Below are 23,234 nucleotides of genomic sequence, written 5' to 3'. Positions count from 1 at the left end.
GGGAGTCGAAACGGAGGAGTAGGTCTCCACGTCCCTTCCCATTGCTAGCAGCGGAGCTCGGAGCTGGAAGAATGGGTGTTGCTGGAGTCGCGGGGTGATTCTCTGACTCTCCATCGCCCAAGGGTAGGAGCAGGAGTAGGGAAATGAGGGGAAGGTATCAAAGTCCGTCTAACCTAAGCGGTTTCCTGACTCACAATTCCTAAGCGTCCACGCTTGACATAAAATGCTTGCTGGATTCCTTCGATATAAGGCAGTAAGAGATCTTTTTGGTCTAAGCTGACACGGCTAAGAATTTCGTCCATCAACAGTTGGATTGCTTTAATGAAGAACGCTTCCGCTATCTCGACGCTTTCCATGACCATAACGCACAAGGTAACGAGTTCCTGTTTAACAGATAAAAGGCTTTCTTCTAGGACAGAGAGCCACAGATACGCTTGGAACATTTCTAGGTCTCGAATACAGGAATGAATCACAGCCGGATTGTTTAGCGTTCCTCTACGACTGCAATGGTTAGGAAATTGGCAAGATAGATAGCGATAGACTGACCAAGCAACATCGAGTGAGACCGGCAACATTTGCTCTACCACAATTAACCTAGGTGAATCTGCTGCATGTCTGGCCGCTGCTGCACAAATTCGTTTCCAGGGAATAGCGACTTGTTCTTCTACAAACTTGAAGTAGGGAGTGATTAACACTTGTTCTATCGGTGTCAATTTCTGGAGAAGCAAATTGTTCGTGAAGTTTAACTGAGTGGTCATGAAGCCGAGTGCACGCCAGTCCATCGACGCCACATGTTGCTTCTGAAGCTGTAGCAGTGCTGGCTCTACTGCTGTAGCGAGTGCTTCAATGTCTGGAATTCCCCAAACTGCAAGGGATGTATCGCCGATATCTGTATATAGACCACTCAAAACCGGAGTCTCGATCGACGTAGGTTGCTGGTAAAGCTCTAGCAATTTTATGTAAAGCTGAAGGGCGCATTCCGTGAGTTGCCTGGCTTCTCGTAAATTCAGCACATCTGAGATGTACTCATAAAGCATTTTCGCCTGAATAACAGCAAGCTCACATCTAAGATTCATCAGTGGTTCTTGCAATTTAGATACGGTAATCGCTCGACCTTCAGGAGACGATGCTTCGAGTAATTCACTAAAGACCCAGGGGGCTTGCGCTGAAGTAAGGGCAAATAAGTTGGGGGTGTAACGATCCTCCCATAGTTTGATCAAACGCTTACACGCGGGAGCTTTGGCAATTTCAGTGCTTACTAGCATAAAAAATCAGTAGACAGTTTAAATAACTCAAGCTAAACATTGTCGAGTAATGCACCTTTTTACTAGACATAAGGAAATACGTAATTATACGGTTGCAATACAGTGTATTACATAGCGATTTTATTATGTCCGGACTTTTTTTGCTGTGTCTCAAAAACTTTGGCGTTTAAACAATCTCGGCTTAGCGCTTGCACTACCAATCGCGTTTAGCAGGATTTGGGTGTGTTGCAACTTTTGACGTTGGGTATAGCAACGAGCTAAACTTTGTAATAAATTACACAACAACTTAAACAACAGGCAATTTGTGATGAAGCGCTGGACTTGCTTGCCTTGCCACACTTATAGTTTGAATAAGTTTGAATGAAAGCTTTCCTTGACCGATCGACCTACTGCGTTCGTCTTGCCTGCTTCACACCATTTGAGCAACTGCAATGCAAGGTGAGCATTGCCCACCCTACAAAACTCTGCGAACCTCAGATTTACACTTGACCGCTGTCACTTAGAGGTAGGTTCAGGCGAATCGGCGGTTGACATCTCATCGATCGCTTGGTCGGTGAACCCCTGAGTAGAAGTAGTGTGTCCGTGAAAGCGGATGCCAAGAAACACATCGTACAAAAAGCTCCAGAAGTCTTTGCCCTGAAGCAGTCCCAGTGTCTGATGACAGCCCTTAGAGTCAAGTAAGGGACGAGTTGCTCGGTAAGCAGGTTGGTAATTATACCAAGGAATGGACGGCCAGAGGTGATGGATCAAGTGATAATTCTGCCCCATAATCAGCAGGTTGAGAATGGGACTGGGATACACCCTAGCGTTTTTCCAACGGTTGCGCTCTTGAAACGGACGATGAGGTAAATAATCAAAAAATAATCCCAGCGCCAACCCCACTACCAAGGCTGGCGAGAACCAGAAATTAAACAGGTAATCCAAAAAATTAAAATGAATTGCCAAACAAACGATCGCCACAAATACAGAGCGATCGAACAGCCACTCCAATAACTCGTATTTTCGCCACAATTTGCGTTTAAAGAAAAATACTTCGTGATAGAAAAAACGGGGTGCAATTAGCCAGAGTGGCCCACCCGTTGAAACAAAATGATCTGGGTCATTGTCTGGGTCGTTTACATTTGCATGATGTTGCATGTGTACCCGTGTAAAAACCGGGAAGGAAAAACCTAACATCAGCGCACTGCCGTGACCTAACAGCGAATTCATCAAGCGATCGCGATGGGCCACATTATGCGAAGCATCGTGAATGACTGTCCCTACCAGATGCAGGGCGATCGTATTGCTGAGAAAACAATACCAATCTGGAAAGTTCCACAGCCAATGACCAGATGTTGACACGGCAACTAAGACAACGGCTGCTACAAACATCAACAGGGTAGGGTTTACGTCACCCGGTGGGCCCAATAGCTCCTTTGGCACAGTCAGGGGCTTCACTGCCTCCGACATCGTTTTCACACTCCTTCATTTAGTCGTCCAGGTTCACACGTTCGAGGGAGGGCACCAACCTGCAAAACGTGTTACTGAGAGTAAACCTTATCATTTTGTAAAGCTTCTTACCAACTCCTTATAAAGCATTCTGGTGAATTTCGTCACCGTTGCTTCGATTCACTTATCATCTGAGGGTTGAAAAACAGGGCAGAATCGATAGAATAAGTAAAGATTTATTGCAGATTCATTGATCTTGATAAACGCTTGCAGCCAAAACCACACTCAATCAGTTGACGAATCTTCTTCGGCTTGATGCCACTTGCCAATGTGAGCTTCAAGGGTTTCACGTTCAGTGGTCAAAATTTTATCTTCGGGTTGCAGTGATCAGTTCCACCTAGAGTTACCAGACCAAAAAGCTGCGTTTTTGAAACCAACTTTTCGTTTTTGAGACCAATTTTTAAAGCGGTACAGTGGTGCTCCCGGTAGTTCAATGTCCTTCGGTAGACCGTATTGCCTGATGCCTCTTGACTTTGCCAGTGTTGATTCGTAGTGACTTTAAACGAACTCTCCGAATCGATCGCCCTTAGACCTCGAAGAGTATAAATGAGGCACTTGTCAATTCATACCGCTTCAAAGTTCATCACAGTTTTATAAATTCTTCCCTTTAGCCTCCGGAAAATTTCACGAATTGACTGAAGTTTTTCCGCAATACTACTGATAATAGCCAGATGTAATCCAGGGGTGGAACCGCCATGATTCAACCTAAACACGATTTCCTCGCTTCCTGAAGTCCCTTAGCACCCTGATTTCTATTTCCGTACTTTCAACCTTACACTTCCTCGTCAGACGCCCTATTAAGTGACATACAGAAGGATGTTTCGTTAGACGAAAAGCCAGACACTAGATATCGAGGCGCCATAGCATCGAAAATTCTGTTGGGCTGTACACACCGTGAGGACAGCATGAATACATACTCTTTCGCTAGTCAAACTCGTCGCATCGGTCTCAATAGCCGCTTCCTCAAGCCAGCCGTGGCTAAGGCGTGCAGCACTATCGGTTGTGTTCAAAAGCATTGGCAAGCAAGATTAGGAGAAGCCGCTAAGCCTGCTAAACCTTCCACACACCAGCCCCCAGTGCAGTCGAGTTTAAGCTCAGCTAAGCAGCGGGCTTTGTTGCGGCAGCAAGCCCTGACGGAAGCCCAGCAAGGGAATCACACTGAAGCCATCGTTTTGTTCAGCCATCTCATTGACTGTAATCCCACCAGTGCTAACGATTACAGCAACCGTGGATTAGTGTATTTCCAAAATGGTCAAGCGGATGCGGCCCTTGCAGACTATAACCGGGCGATCGAACTGAACCCCCGCTTGGACAGTGCCTATAACAATCGTGCCAATTACTATGCCGCTCAAGGTCAGTTTTTGGAAGCCATTCTTGATTATGATGTGGCGCTTGACTTGAACCCAGTCAATAGTCGCGCTTGGATTAATCAAGCCATTACCTTTCGTGAGCTAGAAATGTATGATCGGGCGATCGAGAGCCTAGAACTGGCTCTGTGTCTGGGCAAATTGGAAGGACACATTTACGCAGAACGCGGTCGTACTCATCACCTACAGGGCGATTGGAACTGTGCTGTTGCCGATTATCGGCGTGCCTTAGCTCTACTGCCCGAATCTAGCACTTTTCAAAAGAATCCGTCGGTGCGGTTGCGAGCGCAAGTAGAACGCTGGTTGGCCAGCTTAGTGGGTAGTCAACCAGACACAGCGGATTGATTGGGTTTGGCTTTATTGGTATAGATGAATTGCCTAAAAAGAGCCACTAATTCGCGATTAGAGGCTCTAACGAGTTTAGTAGGTTATACTTTCCTTTGTCATGCGGCATCACATTTACCCTGCCGCTGGCGGCTCCTCCCCTTGCCAACGGGAGGTTGGGAGGGGTCAGTGTACGGTACAACCAGATAGAGAATTAGGTTTAGGTAAAAGATTGAAGCAGATTTTAACACTTAGCCACAGCACTACTCGATCGAAATCGTTTGAGGACCATTGCCGTTGCTGCTGATAGAAGTTGGCGTGTAAGAAGATCCCCCTGCTTGTTGATCAAGCCAGGATTTCACAGGGTCTTCGGCTAGATTAAGCCGCAGTAATCCAGACACAAATCCACCCAGAAATGCTACAGGATTTCCTGTCAGTTCTTTAAAAACTGGCGCTAGTTCATCAAGGAACATCCGTATTGCTCCATCTTGTTAGACTGTCTACGCCAACGATCGTAGCAAATCCGGCTGATATGGAAGCAACGATTGTCTATGCGTCAAGGCTGAACGATAGCAGAGACAAAACTACAGCTGCATAAAATTAAAGCGAAATTAGAATATTGTGCTTAATGATAGGTATTCAATGAGGTTCATTGATTCTTACTCAAAGTGCGAATCTTCAAAATCTTCAAATTGAGAATTATAAATATCTCAATTTATTGATTGAAATCTATCTCTAGTCCATCATAAATTTCAAAGCTAGACGCCGATCGTTTAGCGATTTTGTGATAGACAACACTACCGATTTCCTCCTGTTTATCCGCAATGAACACAACGATCGGCAATTCAGATTGAACCAAGTATTTCTAACTAACGCCTATCTGTAAGTATTGCTTAAGGGCCCCAGTTAAATCTACTAGATTCGAACTACAGACAGATGGGACAAACTCCGAAAACCTTGAAAAATGGAACTCGAAAGCCACAAAGCAAGAAGGAGGAGTACTCAATATGCCACTTCTAAAACTTGGAGATTTCTATTCGGATTACCGTCATAATGCTACCGATAATGATGACATCAAAAACTATGACGTCTATGCTCAAAGCAATGATGAACGGGAAATCGACAAGGTTGGCTCTGTTTACGACATTCTCGTGGATGATCGGAATGGTAGCTTTCGCTACTTTGTAGTCGATACAGGCTTCTGGATCTTTGGGAAAAAGGTTTTGTTGCCTGTTGGGCGAGCCGATATCAATACTCACGAGCGCCGCATTTATGCTAAAGGTTTGACTAAGCACCAAGTTGAATCTTTGCCAGACTTTGATGATCTAGACAAGATTGACTACGAACACGAAGAGCACGTGCGGAATGTTTATCGGTCCACTGCGCCTTCAACTTCCTCAGATCCTGCTTATGATCGCGATACCTATGATTACGATCGCGATCCGGATTTGTATAACCTAAGCGATCAGAACCGCCAGTCCTTGAAGCTGTATGAGGAACGCCTAGTTGCTAACAAGCAGCGGCAAAAAACAGGTGAGGCAGTGATCGGCAAGCGGGTTGAAACCGAAACTACCCATGTCTCGGTTCCGATTGAGAAAGAGCGGGTTGTGATTGAGCGGACTCAGCCAACCAACCACCAGGCGGTTGATGCTAGTCAAGTAGATTTCCGAGAAGGCGAAGTTGCCCGCATGGAAGTCTATGAAGAAACCCCTGATATTCGCAAAGAAGCGGTTGTAAGTGAAGAAGTCCAGATTCGTAAAGAAGTCGATCGAGACACTGTAAGTGCCGAAGAAACCATTCGGCGCGAGGAACTAGACATTAATACTCAAGGTCAACCGAAGCTGAAAAAGCGGCGCTGAGAACGTTCACGATAACAGCAAACAATACGTTCAGCTAATCGTTCAAATTACCAGGTCTCGTGCTAAGCAATGGTGACGCACGAGCCTTTTTCGCAGACGAGGCAGCGGAGTTCGTCGTTTGAATATTAACAAGCTTGAATAACAGTAGGTAAGAATGCTGATAGACAACTCATATTCATAACGAGTACGATTTAGCTATTAATCCTATTGACCTCATATAGGAGAAGCGTTATGAATTTTCAGCGGTTTGAACATATTAATTTATCCTGTCACGATATTGACGCCTCTAAAACGTTTTACCAGACTTTGTTTCCAGACTGGTTTGTGCGGGCAGAAGGAGAATGGCAGGGCGATCGTTGGATACATTTAGGCAATCAGCAGTTTTATCTAGCGCTCAATCATCAACCCGCGATGAAGCGGGAACGCCAACCCTATCGGGAAATTGGCATCAATCATGTCGGTCTCGTCATTGAGAATGGCGAAAAGATGAAAATGTCTCTAGAGGCGAACAACATTGAGTACTATACAATGTCATCTCCAGAGACCAAGTTTCGGATTTATGTAAATGATCCAGACGGTAATGAAATTGAGTTAGTTGAGTATCAAGCTGATTATGCTCTGAAATAATTCGCAGAGTTTCAGCGGATTAACCACCTGCAACTGCTGGCACAATGCTGACTTCATCACCAGCGTTGAGTTGAGTATTCTTACCATCTAAGAAGCGAATATCTTCGCTATTGACGTAGAAATTAATGAAACGACGCAGTTCACCTTGATCGTCGCACAAACGAGCCTTGATACCAGGAAAATCCTGCTCAAGCGAATCTAGCAACTCAGTGATGTTGCTGCCCTCACATTCAATCGTGGCTTGGTCGCGGGTAAATTTTTGCAGAGGTGTAGGAATTAGAACTTTAACAGACATAGCTTGAACGGTAAACGTAATGAAGGGTGAATCAAGAGAACCAAGCAGGAAGGAGAAAGAAGAAGACAAATGGCTCTAGATTAATGGCTACAGTCTTTAAACTAGTACTTGTTGCCATTCCAATCGATCGAGGGTGCGAGAGCGCTCTAGGGCCCGCTCAAAGCTGTCGAGTTTGGGTTCGATTGTCAATGGTTCGCCAATATAGCCTTGTACCGCTTCTTGGGTCTTGAGTCCATTTCCTGTGATATAGGCAACGGTGGTTTCATCTGGGTCAATTTTGCCCGCTTCTACCAGTTTCTTCAGGACGGCAATTGTTGTGCCCCCTGCTGTTTCGGTAAAGATGCCTTCGGTTTCGGCTAGCAGCTTGATGCCATCGATGATCTCTTGATCGGTGACTGATTCGATGTTGCCGTTGGTCTTGCGAGCAATATCTACGGCATACACTCCATCGGCGGGGTTGCCAATGGCGATCGACTTGGCAATGGTGCTGGGCTTGACTGGATTGATGAAATCGCGCCCTTCCTTGAAGGCTTGAGCAATCGGAGAGCAGCCGTCGGCTTGGGCCCCACTGAAGCGTACCGACTTGCCTTCGACTAAGCCAACCTGAGTAAATTCTTGAAACCCTTTATAGATCTTGGTGAAGAGAGAACCAGAAGCCAAAGGAGCGACAATGTGATCGGGCAGTTGCCAGCCTAGTTGCTCAATTACCTCATACCCCAAGGTTTTTGAACCTTCCGAGTAGTACGGACGCAAGTTGATGTTGACAAAGCCCCAGCCATGCGTGTTGGCCACTTCCGAACAGAGGCGATTCACCTGATCGTAATTGCCTTGCACTGCCATCACCGTTGGGCCATAAATCAGCGTTCCTAAGATCTTGCCCGCTTCGAGATCCGAGGGAATAAACACACAGCAGTCTAACCCGGCATGAGCCGCGATCGCAGCCGTAGAATTTGCCAAATTTCCAGTACTAGCGCAAGACACTGTGGTGAAGCCCAGTTCACGCGCACGGGTGAGGGCTACTGATACCACCCGATCTTTGAAGCTGAGAGTGGGCATGTTAACGGCATCATTCTTGATGAACAACTGCTTGAGACCCAGGCGACGTGCCAAGCGGTTAGCCTTCAAGAGGGGTGTCATGCCCGTCCCGACATCAATCGGTGTTTCACTGGCAACTGGCAGAAAAGAACGGTAGCGCCAGATAGACTTTGGCCCAGCCTCGATGCTACGGCGAGTTACCGTTCGAGCCAAAGCGCTGTAATCATAGGTGACTTCCAGCGGCCCAAAGCAAAATTCGCAAACATGCATTGCTTTGGGTTCGTATTCAGCCCCACATTCTTTACATTTAAGAGCCGTGAAGGTGGCGGCAGTAGAGGTCGAAGTTGAAGTTGGGATTGCCTGGGTCATGAGATCGTCCTAGATACCTTTTCTCAACAGCATCAACACAGCAAATAGCTAGCGAATACTCAGTCACAGCGTGCTAAACCACGAATCAATTCGCGCAATAACAGCGCATAGCCTTTTAACCATTGCCGAGCATCGTAGCATGGGCCGCAAAACACCGCAAACATACCCGACTTTTTTTGTCGGGTTTAAGGTTGAAGAGGTCAGCTTTGGTGCATAGGATAGGTTTACCTACGCACTACCAACACCGGACAGTGGGCATGACGAACAACCCGTTCCGCTACCGACCCCAGCAAAAACCGCCCCAGCGGGCCTGTACGACCATGCGGCGATACCACAATCAAATCGATGTTGTGTTGTTTGGCATAGTCAACAATTTCAGAACTGGGGTTGCCGATCGCCACATCAAAATGTAGCCCTTGATACTTAGCGTCGCTACACCGTTCAAAAAAAGCTTTCTCAACATGTTGCTTGCGGGTCTGATCGTCCAGCGTTTGCCAGATAACCGCCGGATCAGTTGGTTCTAGAGGTTGCAAAACATGCAAGGCATACACGCGGGCTGGGTCGCCAACAAAATCGATGGCTTGGGACAAGGCCGTAAAGGCTCCATCGGAGAAGTCAATAGGCACTAAAATGCGATCGGTTGAAAATAGGCTCATTCTGTTTCACCTGACGATTAAGTTGACTGTTCTAATATCAATGAATTGTTTACTTTAACTATCAGCAGTGTTTTCGCCAAACTGGCTGTTAGTTTCGCTACAGTACGGGTTCACACAAGGTAAAACGTTCCATATTGCAACGCTAGCGATCGAATGTCGTAGATTAAATCACCTAGAATTATCATTCTCTGTGCCAAATTAAATTAATAAAAATCTTAAATCAAGTCATTTTGCAGAGTCTTGGTCGGCTAGTTGCGGCAATGAATTGCTTTACAACCAGAGGTACGCTTATGTCCGCGTTCGAGTATTCCACTAGAGATCAAGACAGTTGAAGGACAAAGTTAAAATTCAGAAACTGCCTCAAATCAAAGCTATTGATTAAGATGCAACTCTCTCGGGAGAGATTGTGTCATCGGGATGAATCGATCCTGCGGTTGAAAGAAGGAACTGTTTGTTGTAAGCGTGTTTAACTTAACAAAAATTGATCCACGAGAAGTGGTATTGGATGAAAGCGTGGGGATTTTTGCGTTTTTTTACAAACTAGCTCACTGTCCCAATTACACTGGTACGTTTCCATAATTGGCTGTACTTCGCCGACAACAAGCTGGATTAGTAACTATCAAATTGAGTGCAGATTATACCCGATCGTTGTGGTTATGAAGAGACAAAAAATCAACGTTGAAACTCAGGCTGGATTGATTATCAACCGCCTGCACCATCGGCTAGACACTACCACTTGGCAGCACAAAACCTGGTATGCCATACCGATTTTAATTGGGCTGATGATGATCTTTGCTCCAAGCGCTGTGGCTCAGGAGGCAGAACCGGGTGGCAATATCGCCAACGCTATCATTGAACCCATTGTCAACTTTTTGGCCACCATTCTGTTCTTTCCCATTGGTGGGGAGAATGGTTTCCCCTTCATCGTGTTGTGGTTGTTTGTGGCGGCCGTTTTCTTCACGATTCGCATGGGTTTCATCAATTTTCGCGGCTTCAAACATGCGATCGATGTCGTACGGGGCAAGTATGATGACCCCCACGACGATGGCGAGGTATCCCACTTCCAAGCGTTGGCGACGGCTTTATCTGGGACGGTTGGCTTGGGCAACATTGCTGGGGTAGCCGTAGCGATTCAATTGGGTGGGCCAGGAGCAATGTTCTGGCTGACGATGGCCGGGCTATTTGGCATGGTCAGTAAGTTTGTGGAATGTACGCTGGGGCTGAAGTATCGCCGTGTGTTAGCAGACGGCACGGTGTTGGGTGGCCCCATGTATTACCTCACGAGTGGTCTATCGCAACGAGGAATGCGGCCTTTGGGGCAAGGCTTGGCGGTGCTGTTTTGTATCTTGACGCTGGGTGGATCGTTGGGCGGAGCCAACATGTTTCAGGCCAATCAGGCCTATTCTGCCATTTCTGGTCTTTTCCCTGGGCTACCAGCTTGGTTATTTGGCATTGTGCTTGCCCTCTTAGCGGGAGTTGTCATCATCGGCGGAATTCGTCGCATTGGGGCTGTTGCCGAGAAATTAGTTCCTGCGATGGCGGTTATTTACATCGCTGCCTGCTTGATTGTGTTTTTGGCAAATCTACCGCAAGTTCCCGGTGCGATCGCTACTATCTTTCGAGAAGCCTTTGCTCCAACCGCAGTAGGGGGCGGGATTATTGGCGTCATGGTGCAGGGCATTCGCCGCAGTTCGTTCTCCAATGAAGCCGGAATTGGCTCAGCCGCCATTGCTCACTCAGCGGCTCGTACTGATGAACCTATTCGCGAAGGCATTGTGGCACTTTTAGAACCTTTTATTGACACAATCGTGATTTGTAATATGACGGCGATCGTGATTGTGTTAACAGGAGCCTACCAAAACACTGGAGAAGAGTTAAGCGGTGTGCAAATGACCTCCAGTGCGTTCGCCGATGTAATTGGTTGGTTTCCTGTGATTCTGAGTATTGCTGTTTGTTTGTTTGCCTTCTCGACGATCATTTCCTGGAGCTATTATGGCGTACAGGCTTGGGGCTATTTGTTTGGAGAACGCAGCACGATCGTCTTCAAGATTATCTATGTGGTATTCACTTTTTTGGGATGTTTGGCGAGCCTATCGCTGATTATTGACTTTAGCGACCTGTTGCTGCTGGGCATGGCATTCCCCAATCTGCTTGGCTGTTACATCCTTTCTAACGAGGTGGCGGCCGATCTGAAAGATTATTGGCAACGACTCATTTCTGGACAAATGCCTACCTACGAGCAACAGCTTGCTCTACAAACTTCGGAAGAATCGATTCAGCGATAGAAGCATGGAATAAAGTAGGACAGTATCAGGTGATGGAAATTTTAACTGAATAGGGTGACATGATAACCCTCCCTCACCTGACTTCGCACTGCTATCATTGCAAAACACAAGTGCAAAAAACACCAATCGGAAGAGAGCTTGAGGCTAGTTTGTTGCAAGCTCTTTTTGTCATGGCTAGCTGTACTAGCGCAGACAGATCCCCGAACTTGGAATTCACGAGCCGCTTTTCCTGTGGTTTCTCCTGACGCGGCATCAAACCCACTTGCTGAAGCCGATCGCCAGCAACTTGCACGGCTTCCTCTGTTTCCACTTCACCCCCAAGTGATTCAAGGTTAGAAATTTTACAACGAGTCTTTGCGCTACCGACTCATTAACGTTAGATGGCGCATCTGCTTCCCGTCGGTTTCCAGAGTCTACCCTCATTACGAAATTTCCGGATCAGGGGGGCGATTTCGGTAATCCTGGATCAGGGGACACAGTATACCTGCTTAGCGTCCAGTTGGAGGAAGTTTAATCATGAAGATTAATCAGACAAAGCTATTGACCGTTTTACTGCGTCATCGTAGATCAGTGGCATCTTCTCCGACGGATTCTAATCTGTGTCCGATATTTGATGTTTCTCTCTCGGATATTCCGGAATTGGTGAAATTGCTCGATCAAGCCGATCGAATTTTGCAATCCATCGAAGTTGATTCTTTGATCTCGGATGCGCAAATGGCAGCGGCTTTCAGCGAAATTGATATCATGCTGCGTTTGGCAGAGGTTGAACCCACTCTCTCTGATCTTCAACTCATCCAATCGCTTGAGGCGATCGACCAAATGTTGTGGGCAATGGAAGCCGAGGCGGTTGCCCTGACCGCATCCAAGCGTCAACAGCCTGACACAGGGCTGATTGACACACCACAACCTTTAAACGAAGTAAAGCTGGAATCAACTCCTGAGACCGAGCCAGAAGCCAAACCAGAAGCCGAGCCAGAAACCTTGGTTGTTGCTAGTGTCCCCACATCTTCCTCCCAACTTTCTCTTCCTTCAGCACATCTGGTCGATGTGGCTCAGTCTTGCTCGGATACTTCAATTGTTGCGGTTAGTCAAGCCTCGGTTGAGGACGCTGTGCCCATCAACAATCAGAACCCGGACCAGAACCCGGGCAACGTGCAATCAACCACTCGATCGTTTGCCATTCCTCGACAAGTGGGCATTGCAGCAGGGGTAACAATTGCCGTCACAGCCGGAACAGCCGGACAAGTTGCCAATCGCGTTCCAGAATATGAAGGCACGTTTCAACTAGTGGTGCAAACCCAGGCACCCCAAGATGGTGTGGCTGCCACTCCGCAAATTGATGACACCAATCAACGGATTTCCGAGACGCAGATTCGAATTTTGGAAAGCCCGCGTCTGCTTGACCCCATCATTGAACAGCTACAAGCCGAACACCCTGATCTCGATTTCCAACGTTTCAGTGAAAACCTGGATATCACGGTAAAGGGCGATCGCCACTTGGAAGTCCGCTATCGCGATACCGACTCGCAGCGCGTTCAGCTTGTTTTAGAACAATTGGCCAAAACCTATGTAGACTACAACAACGAAAGCTGTCGTGACAGTGCTTGCCAGGGCTTAAAATTTATCGACGCGCAAATTCCTCAAGCACAACAGCGGGTGAGTGAACTGCGTGATCAAATCCAGCGCTTTCATCAGCAGCATGGATTAAAGAATCTAGAGATGCAAGTTCGGCTATTTTCTGCCCGATCGGCCGAAATTGCCAAGCAAGAAGCCGAGTTATCGGGCAAGTTAGCTAACGCACGGCGTGATTATGAAGAGTTGCAGATGCGAATGGCCTTGCAGCCTGATGAGTCGATTGCTCAAGCAATTCTTGATCGCGATGGGCAGTATCAAGCCCTGCTGAAACAGTTTCGCGAGTTAGATCGGCAAATTGTGACGGCATTAAGCAGCTATCAAGCAGAAGATGAGGCGTTGCGATCGCTGCGAGCACAACATCAAACCGTAGCCGCCCAACTAGGGCAAGAAATGGTCAACACCTTAGAGCGCTACGTGACTAATCCAGCGTCGAATTTACAAGATCCGGTGTTTCAAGAGCCAGAACTGTTGAAATTGCTGCAACAGTCCATCAGCACCGTGCATCAGATCAACCTGATGGAAATGCGGCAGCAAACCATCGCTGAAGCCCAGAAGTCCGTGACGCAACGCAAGCAAGAACTGGCAACGGTGCTGCGGCAGTATGGCGACTTGCGTCAACAACTGCAAGCCGAGACGAAAATTTTGCAGCAATATTTTGACCAACGCGAGGAGTTGCAAGCTCAAGTGCCACCTCAGCAAATGACTTGGCAACTAGTGTCTGCGCCAGAGCTAATCAAGACACCATCTGGAGAGCCAGTTCGCAATTACTTTTATGATCTAGAGAAAGATCTGGGGTCTGCCGCTGTGTTTGGAGCTTTGATTGGAGTAGCCATTGCTGTGGTCACGAAGGAAAAACGATCGCGCTCCTACACCGATTTGAGGGTGGCACAGTAGGGCGAGTGGAGAGTGGGGATGAGGAGTTGCCTTTTACCTTTTACCTTTTGCCCACCCCCCATCCTTCTTCCTTCATCCCTTCCTTATCCCCTATCTGGGCGAAACAGATGGGAATGATCGGGGCTATAGAGTCGCGATCGGCGCCCATCAGGATAAAGCCCAGCATTTACAGTTGCCAAGGCGGGACTGATGACATATAGCGTAGTGCGGATCAGACGTTCTCGTTCGGTGACTTCGGACATCTGACTCAGCGGCACAACCCAAATTTTTTCGTCGGGCCAGCCCAAGCGAAAACAAATCGCCACGGGGGTATCGGCTGAGTAATGTTGCATCAGCTTGGCTTGCGAAGCTTCTATATGGCGAGCACTGAGATACAGGCAGAGGCTAGCTTGATGAGCCGCCAAGGATGCCAGTTCTTCGGTCTCTGGAACCTGAGTGCGACCGCTAATGCGCGTTAGGATGATGGTTTGCACCAGTCCTGGAACTGTCAATTCCACCTTCAGCGTAGCGGCGGCGGCTTGGAAGGCACTAATTCCTGGAATCACCTCAAATGGAATTTCTGCGGCTGCTAGGGCTTGCATTTGCTCGTGTACGGCACCATACAAACACGGATCACCCGAATGCAACCGCACTACCGATCGATTCGATCGCACTCGATCGAGCATCAGTGGCAGCATATCTTCCAGGGTTTTGTTTGCTGTGCGAATAATCTCGGCATTGGGACGGGCGATATCCAAAATTTGTGGCGGCACGAGGGAATCAGCAAACAGAATGACATCTGCCTGCATCAATAGCTTCTGAGCCTTGATCGTCAACAACTCTGGATCTCCTGGCCCGGCTCCGACAATATACACGGCAGCCGGTAAGTGTAACGGTTCGGTTTGCATTTGCGTAGACTAGATAGAATAGGTTTTGTTTTTACAACCGTAAAGAAATATTGATCCGTGAAAACTTTGAAAAGGCAATGAGTTATTTAAAAACTATGTAAAACACTCCACCAAGTCCGGACATCAGCCCATATATAGGTAAAAGTGAATGGTAGATGCACCCTGATTCAAGCCCCAGAGGCAACTCTGGGGTTTTTCTTTTGGCAAGGAGCTACTAGTAATTCTCCGTAGGTTACGACTTCTATAACGTGATCCATTTAACTAGATACTGGGCCACCTCAATGCTCGCAGAAAAGTAGTATCCTTCCTCATCTTCGAACGTTGACTACGGAAGTTTATAACTAGCGATACGGAGAACCAAATCCCCTAATGCCGGATTACGGCTAAAGACAAATGCGCCTTCTTCCTCTTCACGACTAGAAAGAAAGTCAATTTGTTGTTCGCCCTGTTCCTCTACTTGTCCGTTGATGCGCAGTTCGCCAATCACTTGCACTGATTCCGCCGTACCGCCACCGTCATTTTTCACCGTGAAAGGCACATAGTAATAGCCTTGTTCTTGCCGAACGGCTTCGGGCGTGCTGATTGACAAAATCGGCGGTCGATCGTCTTTTGTTATCCACACGAGCAAAATCAGCCCAATCAGAGCCGCCACAATCAGTGAGGAAATGGCGATCGTGATGGCTTCGGCTGAAAGACGCGATCGTTGAGACGATCGAGAAAATTGACCCCGCGAAAATTGACCTTGCGAAACTGATCGTTTCATATTGCTCATACTGCTAACCGTCCTGCTGCCCCACCAATCGTAGCTGGAAGCCCCAAAATCACCGTATTTTCTAACCACGAAGTCCACGGGTCAGCAAAGCTAAGGCGATGAAAAAACCATAGCATCAAGGCCGCCGCCAGTAACGAGATGAGGTAGGATACTAACGTTTCAGTAATGGGGTGCTGAAACGGCCCCCGTTGCTGAATACGTTGCTGTTGCGCGGTGAAGCCTGCCAAAAACACAATGCTATAAGAAATCAGCAGGGATGCCAGCACGATTGCAATTAACCACGGCGGAGAAGCTGCTGCAACGAGCATGGGCACTTCATCGGTTGGGGCAATGTTAAAAGCAATAATGATCGTACCAATTAAGGTGGCTCCAATGTCTGCCAAGGTGGCGTTGTAATGGGATGGCTTCGAGGCAGACGGCGGATGACCTGATGGTTCCGATGCGGCTTCCTGATGCTCGGTGGCTTGGGACGACTCAAATCGATCGCCTTGCAGAATCGATCGCGCCAAGGCCACCCCCAACGCAAAGGGCACGCCTTCCAAAACGATCTTACCCAGTGCTTCATCGAGGGGCGTGGTTGAGGTAATTTCACGCAGCAACGTCAGAATGAATGTAGCGCAAATGGTGCTAATGGCAATCGCCTCGATCGAATCGGTCATTGCCTGGGTGGGGCGATCGGGACGTATCTGGCGAAACCCATCGGTGTGATTAAGCAAAAACACAATTACAAACGTCGTAGCTAAAATTCCCAGCATCAGCGGTGGTTCTGTATAGGAACCAATCCACCAGACCTCCATGGTGTATAGTAGCGGAATACCAAACAGAAAACCGCCTGCTGCTGCGCGAATAATGTCTTGAATTTCGTCATTCCACTCCAGACGGGAGGGAAAGCTCATACGTTTCATAAGCGATCACAGGAATAGAAGAAAAATAATTAGGAAGTCAGTGGGTCAAGCTGAAGCTTAAACCATAACTTCCTAACCCTTATTTCTCAACCTACTCCTTAATTCGCCATTTCGGGGTTAAGATTCGCGACCCGGGGCCCACGTATCGCGCCACTTCACCGTGCCCTCGCTGGCAATTACCCAACGACGAGCCACTAAGTTTTCCCGCAGTGGCGACTGTCCTTCGCGCCACATGGCATACTTGTAGCTCACCAGTTTTCCGGCGCTTTCATTAAAGGGAATTTCGGCAAACCAAGTATTGGGGTTGATATATTCCAGTGGATAGGCTTTGGCAATATCCCAGTTGCCTAGTTCTGGACAATCACCTGTGACAACGATGCGTTCACCGGGCTGAGTTTGCACTCCATTGAGTTGCACCCGCACGATCGTTTGCCCTTTGGCTCGTTCGCCTACATGACTGAGAACAATCACCCCGCGTGCATCCAGTTGCAGGTTATAGAGCTTACCGTCCTTCACTTCATACTTGTTGTGCGTTACCACACAGGTGTGTTCGCCGTCGGGCATGTCGGTCTCCACTTCGTCGATTGTGGTGGCTTCACCCCGATTCAGCGCCACAAAGCAACGACATTCGCCATAGGTACGCACATAGCAGTAAACATCCGGAGTGATGTATTTTTGCCATTGCCCGCCCATAGACACCGCCGGGTTAAGGCGGCGCACCCCCGACAGCAATCGGATCATGCGATAGATTTCGGTATCAGTATCCCAGCGCTCCATCATCGGGCGGTTGTAAGGATCGTTACCGCCATCAGTATCATTGTGGAGATATTGCTCAGTACCATAGTAAATACAGGGAATGCCGCGTGTAGTCATGACCAACGCCATTGCCACTTTCAGCATCTCTGGATCGGGATTGAGCGATTGGAACCGGGGCATGTCATGGTTGTCAATGAAGGTGACGAGTTCTGTGGCGCCATTATAGCGATGGTCTTGGTCGAGGGTGTTTTGAATTAGGTAAAAGCCATCTTCGGCCCCCTGCGCCAAAGCCGCACGAATGGCAACGCACAGTCCAAAATCGAGAATGGTCATCCCAGAGTGGTTAGCAAATTCCACCGATCGATCGTCCGATGGATGGCTATAAATCCATTCGCCAAACACAAATACATCCGGTCGGTGAGCTTGGATGTCGGCGTTAAATTCTTGCCAGAACCAAATCGGCATATGCTTCACGGTGTCTACCCGCAGCGCATCGACGCCGCGATCAAGCCATTGTTTGATAGCTGATTTAATATAGTCACGATACTCAGTATTGTTTTCGTTGAACGTGGCCAGCCCAGCTAGTTCGCAGTTTTGAATTTGCCAATCATCTTCCCAATTCTGAACTTCGCCGTAATGGTGGTACCAATGGCGTTCGTCATTGTTGAAATCGGCAATTTTAACACCATCATCGTACAATTCACCTTTAACGCCACTGAAATCGGGATTACTGTGGTTACAAACAATGTCCAGCACTAGTTTCATCTTTCGCTTGTGCATTTCATCGATGAGGCGATCGAAGGTGGTGTCGCGGCTGTCTTGGGTTTTGTTAAGTGAATTCTCTTCACCGTTCGCCAAAAAGCGTGGATTGATGCGTTTGAAATCCTTCGTCCAGTATCCATGAATCGCGGCATTTCCGCAGAATAAGTCTTCTACCTGTTCAAACAAGGGAGTCAACCAAATTGCCGTCACTCCCATATTCTTCAAGTAATCTAATTTGTCGATGACGCCCTGCAAATCTCCACCCCAATACTTACCCCAATCTTGTCGATCGGGATCGTAGAGTTCGGGATTTGGACCTTCACTATTTTCAGGATCGCCGTCATAAAACCGATCGACGACTAAGAAATAGATGGTTTCTTGGCGAAATTCAATATCACGGGTATATAAGAACTCTAGATCAACGTCGGTGTCCGATCGCGGTTCTTCAACAATTGCCTCTACCTCTGCTTGTGGATCGGCTACTTCGTATTGTTCACTAGTAGCTTGAGCCGGAGCAAGTTTGTGGGGGTCGGTAATGGTTGACGAAGCAGGTGGTTGCGTCATGAGCGTTTTAGGTAGATAGTGATTACAGTTACGATTTGTAATATAACTCTAATTTGGCTGCTATCTAAGATTTGAAATTAACAGCCATCCGCGTAAATTATGAAGTCTCTCCATAGACGCCGCATCTATCCTTATCAAGCTCCATTTTCTATCGTTAGACAGATGCCATGATAATCTAACTGTGTCTTTTCAATAAAAAACCACACTGCTAAGAGTGTGGTAGTAGCCAAGGTTGCTTCTCAGAGTAAAACCAAAACTTAGAACCAAACATTGCTGACAAAATGTAATCAAGGAGAAATCTGAAACGACTATAGCGAGGAAACCCAGCAAGATTTAAAGCTTTACGATGACATTCGCTACAGTGCTAAGTCCTTTCACACAAACTAGACGGTACGGCGAGTCATCAAACCCCAAAGGAAAATCGCGATCATTGCTCCAATGACAGCAACAATTAGACCAGGAATACTAAGTCCGGCTGCCGTTAGTTGTAGCGTGCCTGTTGTCAGTAATGCATAGAGGGAACCGCCTAGAAATGCACCAATAATTCCTAGCAAGATTGTAGCGAGAATACCACCGCCTTGATGACCAGGGTAAATTAGTTTAGCAATTGCACCTGCTAGCAGACCCAGAATAATCCAAGCAATGATATTCATACCTCGATCCTCCAAATAATTCTTTCATCTAATCCTTATAGAACTAAGATATCGATTTGATGAAAAGAATCCCTTCTGTCTACAGATAGAACTCAGCAAATCTTTAGATAGAGACGAAGTAACGGTTCATCAAGGATAAGACACGAGGATGAAATTAACGTTGAAATCCTGTTGCCGTTTTCTTCTTTGTTTTGCTTTTTGATTTGTTTTTATTAATTTCTACAACAGCTTCTTGAAATAAGTCGTGTAGATGCACAGGAACACTTGCAATTTCGGGTAGTTCAGGTTCTATTGGTTTATCGTGTTCTTGTAGTAATGCATCAAAATCATTTTCTAATTTGAAATTAGGTCGATCGAACACGGCTCGCAGTACTGTTTCCAACTGTTTCGGATACTGCTGAGCCAGTCGCTTCCACACAAACGCGTTCATATCTTTCTCATCGAACGATCGCCGCACGATCGCTTCAGCATTAGGAATACTAGTCCAATTATCGGCTTCTAAAATCGTTTGCAATTGACGATAGTAGGGCAGAAATAACTGCCCCCACTTAGGGTGACTCATGGCAGTTACATGTTCTGCTTTCTTCAAGTTAGGAGGGAGTTCGACTTGCGGGGCCACCATTTTCGATTTTGCTTGCTGCTTCCAAACTTGCGAAATGGTTTTGGCATCTGTCCCCATTGCCTCTGCGGTTTCGGCTAGTTCTTCTTCCGAAATCCCTGCCTCTTGAGCAATTTCTTCTAGGGTTTTAGAGCGATCGATTCCAGCTTCATCTAAATTGCGTTGGGTGATTTTTTCTTGAAATTCAGTGAGACGTTTGCCCAATTCATAGCCAGACATCGTCACTTCATCGCCACCAAAAAACTCGACGAAATCGTGATGATAGCGCTCAACCGAATTCCATGCTTCTTCTAACAAATCTGGTGCATCGCTATAGAGATGCTGTTTGTAATTGTCTTTAAAGTTACCAATCGCCACGGCCAATTTGGGTTTACCAAGTTTCCCCAGCGATGTCCAAGGGCTGGAAAAAATCCAAAGAGTATCAGTGATTGGCGCAATTTGTGTCAGGATAATTTCCCCTTCTTTGAGGCGGGCCATATCCTGCCACGCTTTTTCATCATTGGGTTTCACTACATACGACTTGGCAGTTGTCCAATTCATTAACTCGAACCCATCACCTAAAATTTTAGTAATGGCGAATAATCCGACAAAACTTTGCTTCCACCGCAACAATAACTGTCGATCGCTTTCCGATAACCCTGACTCGTTTTGCAAAAATAAATCAATGGGAGACTGCTGATTCACGTTTCCTTCGGTAATAAACCGATCAATCACCAGCGTTCGTTGATGCATATTCTGCTTTTGAGAGCGAGTCAGTTGCTCCGCACTAAAGGTTTCTAGTGCCACCGCTAACTCTCCTTCCGCATCGAGCACAAAATCAGTCAGCGCTTCCTTCAACTCTCGCGATCGTTGCAGCACGGTATCCATGATTTAGACGTAATTCTCCATCTGAGGGCAATCATCAAAATAGGAATGATAACGTTTCTTGGTGGGAATGTGCACTGAATATACAAGGTTGGCAAATCATGCCTGAATGCAGCAACGCCTAATTTATTGCTCGATCGCTGTTTGTTGCTGCTGAGCTTTAAGCCGTTTCTCAAAGTACTGTTGATGCTCCTCTGCGGCTAGCCAATAAGCCGAAGCAGGTTGAATTTGTGTCACGATCGGTTGACAATACCAGCCTGATGTTTCGAGGGCTGCTTTGTCCCAATGTGCTATTTCTGCTTGATCGGGTGTGTGATAGAAAATCACCGAGCGATATTGCTCACCTCGATCGGGTCCTTGGCGATTGAGGCTAGTGGGGTCATGAATTGCCCAAAATACAGCCAGTAGGGCTTTGTAGGAAACGATTGTTGGATCATATTCCATTTGACACACTTCTGCATGACCCGTAATGCGCGACAGCACATCCAAATAACTAGGATGTTCAAAGTGTCCACCCATATAGCCAACTGATGTAGACACCACCCCACGAACTCGACGAAACGCAGCTTCTACACCCCAGAAACATCCAGCCCCAAACGTTGCTTTCTCCATAAGAAGTTACACTATCTTTCCTGTCTATCAAGATCCCGGAACCTATGCCAAAACGGGTTCTGCGTCAAACCAGCGTCGATCGACCTCACAGCCCAAATGTTGTTGAATGCGCAGTAAATCTTGTTCTGCATTCCCCAAACAGGTCGTTGCCCCCGGAGACGGGGTAATGTTGAAGCGCAATCCGTTACCCGGATCAATTTCGGCCTGACCCAAAATCAACTGATGTTGAGTTCGATCGATCAACTGTGGGCGTACCCCTCCCACCCCCTGTGCAAAGGTCAAATCTTGTAGTTGCAAAGACGGCACAATCTTCCGCGCATCCTTCAAGAATAAGCGTCGATTCACTAGTGGCACTTCAAACGCCATGTTTTTGAAGATGTAATTGCGAATATCGCGCACCTTAAACAAATCCCATAGAACGCTGGCCACAGTTTGATCCAGCTTCAACACTTCCAAATAATCGATCGCCGTTTGCAAATTGCGTCGCTCTAGCACAGGCAAGGGCAGGGCTGTCGGACCAAAGCGGGTTTTACCAGGCATCGTAACATCCGGATCACCGTGAATAGCCGCAAAGGGCAACTGATCATTTTGTACTGTATACACCTTACCCTTCAGCACCTGCGGCGTGAAGTAGAAGTTGCCCGCCACTGGCAAACAAGAATAATTCAGACCAATGCCCAACCGATGGGCAAATAGCAAGCTATGTCCGCCAGCCGATACCACCACAAACCGGGCAGTAAGAGCGCCATCGGGGGTGACAATGCGGTAGTAGTTGCCCACGGGTTCGATCGCTTGCACCGCTTGCCCCAGCCTCAAGTCAACGGTTTTATGGTCAACTGCTTGAGCCTGTTCCACAAACGATTGAGCCAGGGTACCGTAATTCACTGCGGTATATTCATTGAGAATGGCGATCGCCACCAATGCTTCTGGGCGCTCTTGTCCATTCATCATCACCACATTCGGCTCAATCTCGGCAATTTGTGATTTTTCCAGCAGTTGCATCCCACCAAAGTGTGGCTTGAAGGTTTCATAGCGTTGGCGCAAACGTTGACACTCGTCTTGACCCACGCCAATCACCATTTTAGGGAAGCGGTAGATGATGCGATCGCGTTGCGCAGCAGGTAATTCACTGGCATAGCGCACAAGCATTTGCGCCGATCGTCGCACTTTTAGCGCTTTTTCCAAGCTGTAGTTGGTTTCAATGTCACCACAGTGAATCGTTTGGCTATTGTTAGTGGCTTTGGAATTAACTGATGCAACCTGGGTATATTTTTCGACTAGTGCCACACGCTTTAAATCGGTAAACGTAGCCAATGCATACAGCAACGCCGTTCCTGCTACACCGCCGCCCACAACCACCACATCATAGACTTGATTATCCATGCCAGAATTCTTATCCTTAAACTGTTTTCAACCTATCGCGTTCAGCCTCAGTATAGTTGGGTGAAACTTCGGAAATCGTCCTCCATCTGGGTTAACGCTGTTGATTGGGCAATGAAACCGTGTTGATTCGGAGGATTCAAGTGAATCAAGTTAGGATGATTCTCTCATACTCTTTGGTGCTTGTTTGTAGCCAACGCTATGGACTTTTATTATCATCAACCTTATTCACTGTCTGTAATTGCTCGTCGCATTTCTTTGCAGAAATTGGTTAAATAAGTACGCTTTTGTTTTTTGAGGTTAACTTAGAGGTTGAATCATTTCTATGATGAATGAAATATTATTTGGAGATATTGCCTAC

Annotated in this window: 20 protein-coding genes; 5 read left to right on the top strand and 15 right to left on the bottom strand. The window is 47.2% G+C overall.

Annotated features, from left to right (window positions below; all coding sequences use genetic code 11):
• Positions 1-173 precede the first annotated feature (173 nt).
• Both OXH18_RS10540 and crtR read right to left on the bottom strand, forming a co-directional pair.
• A complete protein-coding gene (locus OXH18_RS10540; protein ID WP_268612740.1) occupies positions 174-1,265 on the bottom strand; it encodes a hypothetical protein in 1,092 nt (363 codons plus the stop codon).
• 495 nt (positions 1,266-1,760) lie between these two features.
• Positions 1,761-2,714 carry a beta-carotene hydroxylase gene (crtR, locus tag OXH18_RS10535; protein WP_268612739.1) on the bottom strand — a complete coding sequence of 318 codons (954 nt, stop codon included), beginning with the start codon at positions 2,712-2,714 and terminating at the stop codon, positions 1,761-1,763.
• 944 nt (positions 2,715-3,658) lie between these two features.
• Here crtR and OXH18_RS10530 point away from each other — a divergent pair.
• Positions 3,659-4,465 carry a tetratricopeptide repeat protein gene (locus tag OXH18_RS10530; protein WP_268612738.1) on the top strand — a complete coding sequence of 269 codons (807 nt, stop codon included), beginning with the start codon at positions 3,659-3,661 and terminating at the stop codon, positions 4,463-4,465.
• Between the two features lie 242 nt (positions 4,466-4,707).
• On the opposite strand, the gene OXH18_RS10525 is transcribed toward OXH18_RS10530, so the two are convergent.
• Both OXH18_RS10525 and OXH18_RS10520 read right to left on the bottom strand, forming a co-directional pair.
• The gene (locus OXH18_RS10525) at positions 4,708-4,917 is read right to left on the bottom strand and encodes a hypothetical protein (protein WP_268612737.1); all 210 of its coding nucleotides are present in this window, start codon (positions 4,915-4,917) and stop codon (positions 4,708-4,710) included.
• A 242-nt stretch (positions 4,918-5,159) separates the two neighbouring features.
• Positions 5,160-5,303, bottom strand: a complete 144-nt coding sequence (locus OXH18_RS10520) for a hypothetical protein (RefSeq protein ID WP_268612736.1) — start codon at positions 5,301-5,303, stop codon at positions 5,160-5,162.
• A gap of 148 nt (positions 5,304-5,451) precedes the next feature.
• Here OXH18_RS10520 and OXH18_RS10515 point away from each other — a divergent pair, with 148 nt between their 5' ends.
• Together OXH18_RS10515 and OXH18_RS10510 are read left to right on the top strand one after the other, a co-directional pair.
• Complete coding sequence (locus OXH18_RS10515; RefSeq protein ID WP_268612735.1) at positions 5,452-6,303, top strand: DUF2382 domain-containing protein; 852 nt, start codon at positions 5,452-5,454, stop codon at positions 6,301-6,303.
• Between the two features lie 231 nt (positions 6,304-6,534).
• Positions 6,535-6,930, top strand: a complete 396-nt coding sequence (locus OXH18_RS10510) for a VOC family protein (protein ID WP_268612734.1) — start codon at positions 6,535-6,537, stop codon at positions 6,928-6,930.
• Positions 6,931-6,949: 19 nt separating this feature from the next.
• Here OXH18_RS10510 and OXH18_RS10505 read toward each other — a convergent pair whose 3' ends face one another.
• From OXH18_RS10505 to OXH18_RS10495, 3 genes are all read right to left on the bottom strand, one after another.
• Positions 6,950-7,225 (bottom strand): MoaD/ThiS family protein, encoded by a 276-nt coding sequence (locus OXH18_RS10505; RefSeq protein WP_268612733.1) that lies wholly within the window; start codon positions 7,223-7,225, stop codon positions 6,950-6,952.
• Positions 7,226-7,321: 96 nt separating this feature from the next.
• Positions 7,322-8,629 (bottom strand): threonine synthase, encoded by a 1,308-nt coding sequence (gene thrC / locus OXH18_RS10500; RefSeq protein WP_268612732.1) that lies wholly within the window; start codon positions 8,627-8,629, stop codon positions 7,322-7,324.
• Positions 8,630-8,853: 224 nt separating this feature from the next.
• Positions 8,854-9,285 (bottom strand): universal stress protein, encoded by a 432-nt coding sequence (locus OXH18_RS10495; RefSeq protein ID WP_268612731.1) that lies wholly within the window; start codon positions 9,283-9,285, stop codon positions 8,854-8,856.
• Positions 9,286-10,067: 782 nt separating this feature from the next.
• On the opposite strand from OXH18_RS10495, the gene OXH18_RS10490 reads away from it, so the two are divergent.
• On the top strand, positions 10,068-11,570 hold the full coding sequence (locus OXH18_RS10490; RefSeq protein WP_315874701.1) for an alanine/glycine:cation symporter family protein: 1,503 nt from the start codon (positions 10,068-10,070) through the stop codon (positions 11,568-11,570).
• Positions 11,571-12,086: 516 nt separating this feature from the next.
• Positions 12,087-14,099: a GumC family protein gene (locus OXH18_RS10485; protein WP_268612729.1), complete on the top strand. Its 2,013-nt coding sequence runs from the start codon at positions 12,087-12,089 to the stop codon at positions 14,097-14,099.
• Positions 14,100-14,182: 83 nt separating this feature from the next.
• On the opposite strand, the gene cobM is transcribed toward OXH18_RS10485, so the two are convergent.
• The 8 genes from cobM to OXH18_RS10445 all read right to left on the bottom strand — a co-directional run bounded on the left by cobM (position 14,183) and on the right by OXH18_RS10445 (position 22,876).
• Complete coding sequence (gene cobM / locus OXH18_RS10480; protein WP_268612728.1) at positions 14,183-14,986, bottom strand: precorrin-4 C(11)-methyltransferase; 804 nt, start codon at positions 14,984-14,986, stop codon at positions 14,183-14,185.
• Between the two features lie 325 nt (positions 14,987-15,311).
• The gene (locus tag OXH18_RS10475) at positions 15,312-15,749 is read right to left on the bottom strand and encodes a TIGR02588 family protein (protein WP_268612727.1); all 438 of its coding nucleotides are present in this window, start codon (positions 15,747-15,749) and stop codon (positions 15,312-15,314) included.
• A 5-nt stretch (positions 15,750-15,754) separates the two neighbouring features.
• Positions 15,755-16,663: a TIGR02587 family membrane protein gene (locus OXH18_RS10470; protein WP_268612726.1), complete on the bottom strand. Its 909-nt coding sequence runs from the start codon at positions 16,661-16,663 to the stop codon at positions 15,755-15,757.
• Between the two features lie 117 nt (positions 16,664-16,780).
• Complete coding sequence (locus tag OXH18_RS10465; RefSeq protein ID WP_268612724.1) at positions 16,781-18,745, bottom strand: alpha-amylase family glycosyl hydrolase; 1,965 nt, start codon at positions 18,743-18,745, stop codon at positions 16,781-16,783.
• Positions 18,746-19,128: 383 nt separating this feature from the next.
• Positions 19,129-19,398, bottom strand: coding sequence for a GlsB/YeaQ/YmgE family stress response membrane protein (locus tag OXH18_RS10460; protein WP_268612722.1), 270 nt, complete (start codon positions 19,396-19,398; stop codon positions 19,129-19,131).
• A 154-nt stretch (positions 19,399-19,552) separates the two neighbouring features.
• The gene (locus OXH18_RS10455) at positions 19,553-20,884 is read right to left on the bottom strand and encodes a hypothetical protein (protein ID WP_268612720.1); all 1,332 of its coding nucleotides are present in this window, start codon (positions 20,882-20,884) and stop codon (positions 19,553-19,555) included.
• A 123-nt stretch (positions 20,885-21,007) separates the two neighbouring features.
• A complete protein-coding gene (msrA, locus tag OXH18_RS10450; RefSeq protein ID WP_268612718.1) occupies positions 21,008-21,493 on the bottom strand; it encodes a peptide-methionine (S)-S-oxide reductase MsrA in 486 nt (161 codons plus the stop codon).
• A gap of 42 nt (positions 21,494-21,535) precedes the next feature.
• Positions 21,536-22,876 carry an FAD-dependent oxidoreductase gene (locus OXH18_RS10445; RefSeq protein WP_268612716.1) on the bottom strand — a complete coding sequence of 447 codons (1,341 nt, stop codon included), beginning with the start codon at positions 22,874-22,876 and terminating at the stop codon, positions 21,536-21,538.
• Positions 22,877-23,234 lie beyond the last annotated feature (358 nt).

The organism is Thermocoleostomius sinensis A174 (assembly GCF_026802175.1).
Lineage (GTDB): Bacteria > Cyanobacteriota > Cyanobacteriia > Elainellales > Elainellaceae > Thermocoleostomius > Thermocoleostomius sinensis.
Note: the sequence above shows the minus strand (reverse complement) of the source record. Positions and strands in the feature narration are given on the sequence as shown.